Genomic DNA, 12,286 nt, shown 5'->3' with positions numbered 1-12,286 from the left:
TGTCGTCGATAATGAGCCAAACGTCTTCTAATTAGTATGAAATGCGAATAAAAGTTTGAATCTTCAGCTTTTTATATTCAGGGGGGGTTGTTATATTAAATTTTAACGTTAAACTAAATTTTTATTTCGAATTAAGTTGTTAGAATGGATATCGCAGCTCTTAATAGCACTAAATCATTAAGAAAGAATGTTCTAAGATGGATGAGTCTTTGTTTTGGTTTTTTATCAGTATTGTTTGCGATTTTTAATTTAACCGTAAATAACTTCCCGTTGCTTGGCTATATTGAAATCTGCTTTTCTATTTATTGCATACTTACTTACATTTCGCTTATTCACCGCCCATTACAGTTTTGGCAAGCTGTTGTAATGTGTATACTTATTACACTTATAGTTGTTTTAGGAACAGCATTGGCTTCTCCTCGTAATGGTGTGTTTGTATGGGCATTTGCATTACCTATTTTGTATTACCTGCTTTTAGGTAAGCAATACGGTGTAGTATTATCTGCAAGTTTATTGGCAATACAAATGTATATTTTAGGTACTAAGTCTAACCTTTCTCCGTTTGAAACGTTTAATTTATCACTTAACTTATTGTGTACTTATGTAAGTATTTGGGCGATTTCACATGTGTTTGAAGGGAGTCGTTCACATTTTTCAAAACGCCTTAAAAATTTAGCATTACTCGATCCGTTAACAGGAGCGGGTAATCGCCTTTCAATGAGCCACTATTTTGAAGTTGAGCTGCGTGATAAATCACAGCTTTATGTCTTATTACTCGATCTAGATTACTTTAAACTAATTAACGATGAGCACGGACATGGTGTTGGCGACAAAGTGCTTGTAGAAGTTGCAACGCTATTAAGAATAGCGCTAGGTAGAGGGTATGTTTTTAGAGTAGGCGGTGAAGAGTTTGCATTATTTAGTTCATTTACAAGCGATGAGCACGCACTTAACACGGCTGAAAAAATAAGGGCTCAAGTAGAAGATACACGTTTTGATATTGATGGTTTATCAATTAACGTAACAATTAGTATTGGTGCGGCTAAATTTAGAAGCACTAATACGCTTGAGGACTTTGTTGAACAAGCCGATAAACAACTTTACAAAGCTAAGCGATTTGGACGTAACAAAGTGTATTGTAAATTTAAAGTTGAGCCTGAAATTGAAGCTGCTTCGATTTAATATAAAAACGGGTATTATTAATAACGCCTAAATTGAATAAATTTTATCCGCAAAGATCAACGCGCACTAATACATTTGCTCAAAATTGGGGATCCCGTTTTCCCAAATAGGTTTGTCTTTTCCTAGGTATTCACGTACTGCATCAAAAAATAAACGCGTTCTGACTGGTAAATCGCGATGAGGATACACCGCATACATAGCGCTGTATTCCATAAGTTTAATATCAGTTAACAAAGGGACTAATTTTCCCTCTTTAATTTCATCACCAATAATAAAGGCAGGCGCAACAAAATAAGTCGTTCCCGAAAGTGTTTTCATTAACAAAGATTCGGCATCGTTTGCACGAAATACGCTCTTTATTTTTTGATCGCACGGTTCACCTTTATTATTATAGTAATCAATACTTTCTACTCTAAACGAATTATTTGCATAACTTGCTGCAGGGAGACTTGCTAGCTCTTCCATTGTTTTTGGCATGCCGTAGGTTTCAATAAATTCTGGGGCTGCAACAATTAATAAGCGGTTTCGGGCAATTTTACGAGCTATAAGAGATGAATCTTTTGGTTCGCCCACTCTAAAAGCTAAATCAAAGCCTTCTGAAACAATATCAACTAATCTATCGTCTAAACGAAGCTCTATTTCAACCTGCGGGAAGCGTTTTTGAAAGTCATTGAGAACTGGTTGCAAGTAACGACGCCCAATGAGCGTAGAGGAGGTGATTTTTAAAACGCCGCGAGGCTCTAAATGATAGTTTTCGGCCATACGCACGGTTTCACCTAGTAGCTCTCTGAGCTCTGCGGCTTTTTTTATCATTTCTGCGCCCGCAGCAGTAAGTGAAAACGAACGGGTGGTCCGATTGAGTAATCTCACGCTAAGTTCGTCTTCTAATCGACTAATTTGTTTAGAAATTACAGATCGGTCGATGTTACGAATTTCAGCTGCTTTGGCAAAAGAACCTTGCTCTACCACCTCAAGCAACATTAAAAGCCGACTTGTTGTATCCATTATTACACTCTAATTAATTTATTGATGCCATTTTGGCACTAATGAATTTAAAAATCTATGGTTTTTGTCCGCAGGTTTAGTCCGTACCATGCAAAGCTAATTAAAAAAGGAGCGTCTTCATGAAAAAACATATAATTGCTGCTGCACTCACTGGCGCATTACTAACACTTGCAGGGTGTGCTGATGAAAGCATGCCCCCTTCTGTTCAAGCACAACAACTTCAACCAATTGATGTTGCATCTGTATTAGTTAAACCAGTTCAAAGCTGGCACACCTATACGACGCGCTTAGAATCTCCTCAAGAAGTGGCATTAATGCCACGCGTATCAGGTGTTATTGAGAACATTGCATTCAATGAAGGCGATAATGTTAAAAAGGGCGACTTATTATTTAAATTAGACGACCGCCCATTTGCAGCGGTTGTAGCAAGCCTTGAAGCGCAAATTAATAGTGCACAAGCTGCGTTAGAACAAGCCAAAAGTGAAGCTAAACGAGCCGTACGTTTAACGGAGCGTAAAGCAATTTCGACTGAGCAAGCAGAATCACGCACCTCGGTTTTACGCCAACGCGAAGCACAAGTTGCTGCATTACAAGCTCAGCTTACATCGGCTAAACTTGATTTAGAATTTACATCAGTTGTATCGCCAATTGATGGCATTATTTCGCGCGCAAATATCACTAGAGGCAACAACATTATTGCGGGTCAAAGTGTGCTAACAAGCATTGTATCTAACGAAAAAATGTACGCTTACTTTGATGTTGATGAACGTACTTGGAATAGTGCTTTTAGTAATGTAACCGCTGCTAGCCATCAACCCGTTGTAATGCAAAAAGTAGGGCAACACGAATTTGCCTATAAAGGCTATATCAACTTTATTGATAACCAAATTAATCCCTCTACAGGTACGTTACGTGTTCGCGCTGTATTTAACGAAGATAGTGACCAACTTCGTGCAGGCTCGTTTGCACGTATTAAACTAGCGGCTAACTCAATTTCTGAGCAAGTAATTGTCCCAGATAGAGCAATTGGTACCGATTTAAAAAATCGCTTTGTATTAACAGTTGGCGAAAATAATGTGCTGCAGTACAAGTTAGTGACAGTGGGTGAGCGTTATGGTTCACTCCGGGCTGTAACCTCAGGTCTTTCAGAGGGCGATATTATTGCGATCAATGGTCCTGCTCGCGTGGGTCCTGGCATGCCAATTGAACCAAACACAGTAACAATAGATAGCAGTGATGTTGCGTTTACACTCTCTAATGACGAATCACGCATAGTGGCCAAGCAATAAGGTTTATTGATGAAATTTTCACTACTTTTTTATCCAAAGGCCGATATTTGCGGCCATGTTATCTTTAATTATTTTAATTGCGGGTGGCATTTCTTTATTTCAGCTTCCGGTAAGTGAATATCCAGAAGTTGTTCCACCAACAGTGGTTGTTACAGCAAGTTACCCAGGTGCTAACCCAACGGTTATTGCGCAAACGGTAGCAACACCACTGGAGCAAGAAATCAACGGCACTGAAAACATGTTGTATATGTTTTCACAAGCAACCAGCGATGGACGTATGACGCTAACGGTGACATTTGCACTAGGTACTGATTTAGACCGTGCCCAAGTACAAGTACAAAACCGTGTTAACAGTGCATTGCCGCGCTTACCAGAAGAAGTACAACGTTTAGGTGTTGTAGCCGAGAAATCATCACCCGATTTAACCATGGTGGTGCATTTATATTCGCCAGAAAAAACGCATGATACCGCATATTTATCTAACTATGCCGATCTGTATATTAAAGATGAAATTGCACGTTTATCAGGTGTAGGCGACTTGCGATTATTTGGCGCGGGTAAATACGCAATGCGTGTGTGGTTAAATCCAGATGCATTAGCAGCACGTGAGCTTACAGCAACTGATGTGGTAACAGCACTGCGTTCTCAAAATCAACAAGTTGCCGCTGGTAGCTTAGGTGCACAACCGGTGTCAAACGACAGCCAATTCCAAATATTATTAAACGTTAAAGGGCGTTTAAATAGTATTGAAGAGTTTGAGCAAGTAATTATTAAAGTAGGCGATGAAGGGCAATTAACGCGTTTATCTGACATTGCACGCGTTGAGCTAGGTCAAGACACTTATTCACTACGCGCAGAGCTAGACACTCAACCAGCGCTTGCTATGCCAATATTCCAACGCCCAGGGTCTAATGCGATTGAGCTTTCTGATCAGGTGCGTGAAACCATGGCACGTTTATCTAAAGATTTTCCTGAAGGGGTTAAATACGACATTGTTTACGATCCCACTGTATTTGTACGCGGCTCGATTGACGCAGTAATTGCAACCTTGCTTGAAGCCATTGTACTGGTTGTAATTGTAGTTATTGTATTTTTACAAACATGGCGTGCGTCTATTATTCCGCTTATTGCTGTGCCTATTTCACTTATTGGTACGTTTGCTGTTATGCAGTGGTTAGGTGTATCAATTAATACCTTATCGTTGTTTGGCTTAGTATTAGCCATAGGTATTGTTGTAGATGATGCGATTGTAGTTGTTGAAAACGTTGAGCGAAATATAGAGCAAGGTTTATCGCCGCTTGAAGCAACACGTGTTGCAATGAACGAAGTAACGGGCCCTATTATTGCGATTGCATTGGTATTGAGTGCGGTATTTATTCCAACGGCATTTATTACCGGACTGTCTGGTCAGTTTTATAAGCAATTTGCATTAACAATTACGATTTCGACTATTATTTCGGCGTTTAATTCATTAACACTTTCGCCTGCATTAGCTGCGTTATTATTAAAATCGCACGATGCAAAACCCGATGCGTTTACACGTTTATTAAATAAATTATTTGGTCGCTGGTTGTTCCAACCATTCAATCGAGTATTTGATCGTGGTGCCAAAGGATACGAAAAATTAGTTAAAAAACTCATTCGTTTAAGTCTTATTGCAATGGTGGCCTATGTTGCATTGGTTGGCGGTACTATTAAATTATTTGATGCTGTACCAGGTGGCTTTATTCCACAACAAGATAAGCAATACTTAGTGGCAATTGCCCAATTACCTGATGCGGCAAGCCTTGACCGCACTGAAGATGTGTTAAGACAAATGCAAAAAATTGCCTTAGATGTCCCGGGTGTTGCGCATACGGTAGCCTTTCCTGGTTTGTCGGTAAATGGTTTTACCAACAGCCCTAACAGCGGCATTGTTTTTACCCCTTTGGATGCATTTGAAGACCGTACCGATCCGAGTAAATCAGCGATGGCAATTGCTGCGCAGTTAAACCAACGTTTTGGCGCAATTGATGAAGCATTTGTAGCGGTATTCCCGCCACCGCCAATTCAAGGTTTAGGCACTACAGGTGGGTTTAAATTGCAAATTGAGGACCGATCAAACAAAGGATTCGAAGCGTTATTCAATAGCCTGCAAACGGTTATTGGTAAAGCACAAAAAGATCCTGCGTTAATAGGACTGTATTCAAGTTTTCGTATTCAAGTACCACAAATGGATATAGATGTAGACCGTGAGCAAGCGCTTATTCAAGGTATTCCACTTGATGAAGTATTTAATGCGCTACAAATTTACTTAGGTTCGGTATATGTAAATGACTTTAATTTGTTTGGTCGCACGTATCAGGTAAATGCGCAAGCAGATGCTGATTACCGTTTAGATCCTGATCAAATCCTTAATCTAAAAGTACGTAATCGCGCAGGTAATATGGTGCCATTAGGCTCAGTATTAACTGTTACGCCAACAATTGGTCCAGACCGTGTAATGCATTATAACGGTTACCCAAGTGCAGAACTAAACGGCAGCCCTGCACCAGGTTACAGTTCTGATCAAGCACAACTGGCTATTGAAGCAATACTGGCTGATAACTTACCAAGTGGAATTGAATATGAGTGGACAGAAGTTACTTATCAACAAGTACTTGCTGGTAACACCATGGTGTATGTATTCCCATTAGTTGTATTACTGGTATTTATGGTACTTGCTGCTCAGTACGAAAGCCTGCGTTTACCATTGGCTATTATATTGATAGTACCAATGACCATATTTTCAGCGTTGCTGGGTGTGTGGTTTGTAGGCTCAGACAATAATATATTTACGCAAATAGCGTTAATAGTATTGGTTGCCTTGGCATCTAAAAATGCAATTTTGATGGTCGAATTTGCTAAAGACAAGAATGACACAGGTTTATCTCACATGGATGCAATATTGGCTGCATGTCGTATGCGTTTACGTCCAATACTAATGACCTCAATTGCCTTTACAGCAGGTGTTATACCGCTTGTATTAGCAACCGGTGCAGGGGCTGAAATGCGCCATGCAATGGGTAATGCCGTGTTCTCAGGCATGATTGGTGTAACCGTGTTTGGCTTATTGTTTACACCAGTATTTTATATGCTTGTTGTAAAGAAAGAAGACAAAGCGCAGGAGTTACCACATGAATAAGTTAACAAGCAAAACGCTAAAAACACGCTTAACAATAAGTGCTGTATTAGTGACTGCGTTTTTATCTGGTTGTGCTAGCAAAATTGATACAGTTAGTGAGCAAAAAGCAATTAATGAGTTTGTTTCAAAAGCCGCGGTTGCAGAGCAGCTTACTGGCGTTGATGAGATTAGCTGGTGGAAAGGGCTTGATTCAAGCCAATTAAATCAGTTAGTAACACAGGCGCTTGAAAATAATTACGACTTAAAAACAAGTCAGCTAACACTTAAAAGTGCATTAGCACGTTTGGGTGAGCAAAAAGCGCAATACTTACCACAAGGTGGTGTAGAAATTGGTGCTCAGCGCAGTGGTTTAGGTGATGTAAATAGTCGTCAGTCGAGTGCGAATTTAGCGCTTGATTGGCAGCTTGATTTGTTTGGGCGTATTACCGCATTGGTTGATGCAGCAAATGCATCGGCCATGAGCCAAGCAGAGCAAGTACGTTTACTGCAAATAGAAGTGGTGTCGTCGGTTGTTAAAGGGTTTGTGAGCTACCAAGGCAATGTTGAAAAACAACACATTATAGCGATGCAAATAGAAGCGCTTGAACAAAGCATAGAAGTGCTACAAGCACGTGTTGATGAAGGTGTGGCTAACGAGCTTGATTTAAACCGTACTATGGCGCAATTAAGGCAACAACAAGCACTGGTACCTGCTTTTGAATATGCAAAATACCGCGATTTATCTACGCTTGCCGTACTTACTGGACGATTAACGCAAAACGTTGAATTAAGTAATGAACAAGCTATTTTAGAGCATGAGTTTGAGGTTTTTCTTAATGAACCCACTAACGCAATTGCACTAAGACCCGATATTAGCCGCGCGCTTTATGACTTTAGCCAAGCTAACAGTTTGAGTGTTGCAGCAAGCAAAGCGCTACTACCCGATATAAGTTTGAGCGGTTTTGCAGGCGTTGTAAGCATTGGTAGTAATGGCTTTAGCGATACTCAGCAGCAATGGCAAATAGCACCACAAATTCAGTGGTCGTTATTAAGTTATCCTGCACTTTTAGCACAGCGCGATGCGCAACAATTTTTAAGTGAAGCCGCGTATAGTGATTATCAACAAGTTGTGCTCAAGGCTGTTAGCGAAAGTGAACTTTCGCTGCAACTTTTAGTCAATAAAACACAGCAAAAACGTTTTGCTGATGAGCGCTATGAGTTTGCCAACAAAGCATTTTTACAAGCCCAGGCAATGTACGAAGAGGGGCAAATTCCTTATCTTGAGTTGTTAGATGCACGTCAGGATGTTTTAATAGCGCAAGAAAATGCTGTCGATTTAACAATTTCATCGTTACTCGCTAAAGTTAATGCATATCAGTCGTTTAACGGACGATGGAGTCATGCATTAAGTAACACAAATAAGTAGAGCTTTATTGATGTCTGATACTGATATTTTACATGAATACACTGTACCGAATACAATGCGTGCCATTGTATTGCTAGAGCCTAACGAGCAAATTAACTTAACTGATGTTGAGTTACCTGTACCTGAATGTGCAGATAACGAACTACTGATTAAGGTAGAATACGTAGGCTTAAACCCTGTTGATGGGCAGTTTGCTAAATCAGGTTTTTGCAAATGGCACTACCCTCATATTTTAGGTCTTGATGCCGTAGGTGTGGTGGTAAAAGCCAACAAAGGTATTTTTCCTAATGTGGGTGAGCGAGTTATGTGGCACGCAAGCGTTGGCGGTCAGGGTGTACTCAGTGAATATACAAAAGTACCTAACTACGCAGTATCGGTTTTACCTAAAGGGTTAAGCCCCGCAGTAGCTGCTATTTTACCTTGTGCTGGTATGGCTGCGCTTATTAGCCTCGACAAACTTGAAATTGTTGAAGGGGATACCGTACTTATAGAAGGAGGTTCAGGTGCTGTAGGGCAATTTGCTATTCAGTATGCTAAACAACGTGGAGCAGATGTATTTGCAACGGCATCTAAGCGAAATCACAAATTGGTTAAGCAGCTAGGTGCGGATATGGTTTTTGATTACAACGATAAAAAGTTGTGTGAAAAAATTCGTAGAGAACTCGGTCCACAAGGCTTTGATGCCGTTATAGACACGATTGGTGGTGAATCAACTGCTCGAAATATTGAGCTAATGCGTTTTTGTGGAAAAATTGCCTGTTTAAACCCATTACCTTGCTTTGATCAAGAGCTTATGTATCGCAGAGCACCTAACATTAGTGTGGTTTCGCTTGGTGGTGCATGGCTTGCTAACAGTTTATGTGCGCAGCAGCGCTTAAGCTTTATGGGCAACTTGTTACTAGAAGGCGCCTGTAATGGCGATATTAAAACGCCCTCACTAACTGCTGTTGAGTTTAACGCAAAGGCGGTGTCTGATGCGCTTAATAAGCAATTAGCGGGTGGTTTTACGGGTAAACAAGTTGTACACGTAGCACCTTAAAAATATTCCTACTTTTAAAAACGCAGCATTTTTATGCTGCGTTTTTTTATGTCTTTTTCTACCCTATCAAATCGTATGTGTATTTATTAGCTGTTTTATTCATCATTTTAGGGAAAATAGTTATTTTCAGCGTACAACTGTAAGCCTTTGTGTTTCAACAGTTTACGTTCAAGTAAAAAAATAATTTTAAATAACTGTTAATTAATTGAATAGAGTAATTGATCTAAATGATTTTTTATGACGTAATGTAGTTATTATTTAGCTGGTCGGATGAGTTCAATCATGAGTTTACGCACAAAATTAAAAAAAGTATTACCAAGTATATCTATCACTGAGCAAGAAGCGCTAGACGCAGGCGATGTATGGCTTGAAGGTTCTATCTACCGAGGTAAACCTGATTTCAGCGCATTACGTGACGTTCCTGCAGCTAAACTAAGCGCGGACGAGCAAGCATTTTTAGATGGTCCAGTACAAGAGTTATTGGGCATGATCGACGATTCAGTGATTCAAAACGGTATTCACCTGCCAAATGACATATTAGAATTTTTGAAAAAAGAGCGATTTTTCTCGCTTATTATCCCTAAGTCGTTTGGTGGTTTAGAGTTTAGCCCTTATGCAAACTCTACTATTGTTGGCACAATTGCGACTAAAAGCTCAGCAGTTGCAGTAACCGTAATGGTTCCTAACTCGTTAGGCCCAGGTGAGTTATTACTTCACTTTGGTACGCAAGAACAACAAGCACATTACTTACCACGCCTTGCAAATGGTACAGATATTCCATGTTTTGCATTAACAAGCCCTGAAGCGGGTTCTGACGCAGGCGGTATTCCTGATGTTGGTAAAGTAACTAAAGGTATGTACAACGGCGAAGAAGTGCTTGGTTTAGAAATTACTTGGGACAAGCGCTACATTACACTTGCACCAATTGCTACCGTGCTTGGTTTAGCATTTAAAGTAGTTGACCCTGATGGTTTACTAGGCGGTAAAGAAAACCTAGGTATTACCTGCGCACTTATTCCAAAAGAGCACCCGGGTGTACAGCTTGGTAACCGCCATGACCCAATGGGTATCCGTTTTTACAACGGTACTACACGTGGTAACAAAGTATTTGTACCAATGGGTTTTGTTATTGGTGGGCAGAAAAATATCGGCCGTGGTTGGCAAATGCTGGTTAGCTGTTTAGGTGCTGGTCGTGGTATTTCATTACCTGCGCTAGGTGTTAGTACAGCGCAAGTTGCATTTAAATCAGCATCTGAATACGCAGCAGTGCGTGAACAGTTTGGTTTAGCTATTGGTCAGTTTGAAGGTATTCAAGAAAAACTAGCTGACATTGCAGGTAAAACATACCTACAAGAAGCAATGCGCGTACTTACAACTGAAGGTTTAGGCATGGGCTTAAAACCATCAGTAGTAACCGCAATCGCTAAATACCACATGACAGAGCTTGGTCGCGACGTGCTTGATTCAGCAATGGATATCCAAGCAGGTAAAGCGATTCAAAACGGTCCGCAAAATACACTAGCGAGTGGCTACGTTGCACAACCTATTGCAATTACTGTAGAAGGTGCAAACATACTTACTCGTAACCTAATGATATTTGGTCAAGGTGTTATGCGTTGTCACCCATATTTACAATCTATGGTTGAGTCAATTCATAGTGAAGACAAAGGCGCTGACGCAGAATTTAACGGCATTTTACGTAAAACAATTGGCTACAGCACAGCAAACAGCTTACGTGCTTTTCGCTTAGGTGTTTTACCATTTACAGCAAGTGCTAATTCTGAATTACCAGAAGTACGCGACTACGAAAAAGCAGTACATAAATTATCTGCAAAACTTGCAGTGTACGCAGACTTTTCGTTACTGGTTCTTGGCGGTAAGTTAAAACAAGCAGAAATGCTATCGGCACGTTTAGGCGATGTAATGAGCTTCCTATATGCTGCTATGGCATCAATTAAATACTACGAGCAAAAAGTAGCGAGCAGCGAGCGCGAGCAAGCAGCACCTTACTTCCATTATGCAACTCGCTTTGCACTACAAAGCGCAGAAGAAGCGCTGCATAAGTTTTTAGATAATTTCCCAGCAACTGGTACACGTAAGTTTATTCGTTTTATTACAATGAACTACTCAACTAAAATGCCAAAAATTAGCGATGATTTAATCCGCGAACTAGCTAAGCAAGCTCAGCTAGATACCGCATTTAAAGCGCAAATCACGCATTTAGTTAAACCAGTAGTAGGCGATGGACATCATATTAATGAGCAAGCTTACAAAGCTAAAATGGCATCACTTAGCGAACTGGCTAAAGTTAAAAAGCACTTCGAGCTAAAGTAATTAAGCCAGGCGCACGCTTTAACATCACGCTTGATAACGCACTAGCGGCAAACGTAATTACGCAAGCTGAGCACGTTCAGTTAATTGATTACAACATCAAACGTGAAAAAGCGATTCGTGTAGATGAGTTCGATTTCGATATGAACCTATTAGATGACAACGCACAGCCAATTAATCCGCTTAAAAGCGTAGTTAATCAATAAAATTCAATGATGCAAAGCGCCCGCAGTATCGGCGCTTTTATTTTTGATTAAAAAATTAGTGTGGAGCCCCGTTTGGATAAAACCAAGCGGGGCTTTTTTATGTGTTATTTAAAGTAAAAACAGATGGAGGTATGCCATTATAAGGGTCCTAGAATAAGGTTGAATAAAAAGCATAGCGCTTGTGGACTGAGTTTTTTTAGACAGAAATTTATAATCTTGAAAACGGGCTAACAACTCCATTGGCACCTTGTTGTAGTACATGGGTATAAATTTGTGTGGTTTTAACATCAGAATGGCCAAGCTGAGCTTGAACAGTTCTTATATCGGCACCATTTTGCAGTAGATGAGTAGCAAAAGAGTGTCTTAATGTATGAGGTGTTATTATTTTTGTTAACCCTGATTTTTGGACGGCTTTTTTAACCTCTTTTCTAATACAAGAGTGATGAAAATGATGTCGCCTTATTTCACCACTTTGAGGGTCTGAACTTAATATATGAGAGGGAAATAAATACTGCCATGCTAGTGTTTTTGCGGCTGAAGGATATTTTTTTGTTAAGGCATATGGCATCCACACGCCAGCATATTTAGTATTATTTAAATCAAGCTTTAGATACTCATCAACGTTCAAAATTTGAGTTCTCAGCATAGGAATCAGCTCTGTGGCAA

Annotated in this window: 7 protein-coding genes and 1 pseudogene; 6 read left to right on the top strand and 2 right to left on the bottom strand. The window is 40.1% G+C overall.

Features of this window, described 5'->3' with window-relative positions:
* Positions 1 to 144: 144 nt before the first annotated feature.
* Positions 145 to 1,182, top strand: a complete 1,038-nt coding sequence (locus tag P20652_RS03785; protein ID WP_139048238.1) for a diguanylate cyclase — start codon at positions 145 to 147, stop codon at positions 1,180 to 1,182.
* A gap of 66 nt (positions 1,183 to 1,248) precedes the next feature.
* Here the strand turns inward: P20652_RS03785 and P20652_RS03790 are convergent, their stop codons facing one another.
* Positions 1,249 to 2,187: a LysR family transcriptional regulator gene (locus tag P20652_RS03790; protein WP_008171289.1), complete on the bottom strand. Its 939-nt coding sequence runs from the start codon at positions 2,185 to 2,187 to the stop codon at positions 1,249 to 1,251.
* Between the two features lie 119 nt (positions 2,188 to 2,306).
* On the opposite strand from P20652_RS03790, the gene P20652_RS03795 reads away from it, so the two are divergent.
* The 5 genes and pseudogenes from P20652_RS03795 (at position 2,307) to P20652_RS03815 (ending at position 11,620) form a co-directional block, all read left to right on the top strand.
* On the top strand, positions 2,307 to 3,476 hold the full coding sequence (locus P20652_RS03795) for an efflux RND transporter periplasmic adaptor subunit (protein WP_008171288.1): 1,170 nt from the start codon (positions 2,307 to 2,309) through the stop codon (positions 3,474 to 3,476).
* 31 nt (positions 3,477 to 3,507) lie between these two features.
* Entirely contained in the window at positions 3,508 to 6,639 is a 3,132-nt protein-coding gene (locus tag P20652_RS03800) for an efflux RND transporter permease subunit (protein ID WP_033017881.1), read from the top strand.
* Positions 6,632 to 8,044, top strand: a complete 1,413-nt coding sequence (locus P20652_RS03805) for a TolC family protein (RefSeq protein WP_008171286.1) — start codon at positions 6,632 to 6,634, stop codon at positions 8,042 to 8,044. Before P20652_RS03800 ends, P20652_RS03805 begins: the two co-directional genes overlap by 8 nt.
* A 10-nt stretch (positions 8,045 to 8,054) precedes the next feature.
* On the top strand, positions 8,055 to 9,083 hold the full coding sequence (locus tag P20652_RS03810) for a zinc-binding dehydrogenase (RefSeq protein ID WP_008171285.1): 1,029 nt from the start codon (positions 8,055 to 8,057) through the stop codon (positions 9,081 to 9,083).
* 282 nt (positions 9,084 to 9,365) lie between these two features.
* Positions 9,366 to 11,620: pseudogene (locus P20652_RS03815) on the top strand (acyl-CoA dehydrogenase).
* A 208-nt stretch (positions 11,621 to 11,828) separates the two neighbouring features.
* On the opposite strand, the gene P20652_RS18850 reads toward P20652_RS03815, so the two are convergent.
* On the bottom strand, positions 11,829 to 12,286 hold a 458-nt coding region (locus P20652_RS18850; RefSeq protein WP_033017879.1), incomplete at its 5' end, for a tyrosine-type recombinase/integrase.

This window comes from Pseudoalteromonas sp. BSi20652, assembly GCF_000239855.1.
Classification (GTDB): domain Bacteria; phylum Pseudomonadota; class Gammaproteobacteria; order Enterobacterales; family Alteromonadaceae; genus Pseudoalteromonas.
Note: the sequence above shows the minus strand (reverse complement) of the source record. Positions and strands in the feature narration are given on the sequence as shown.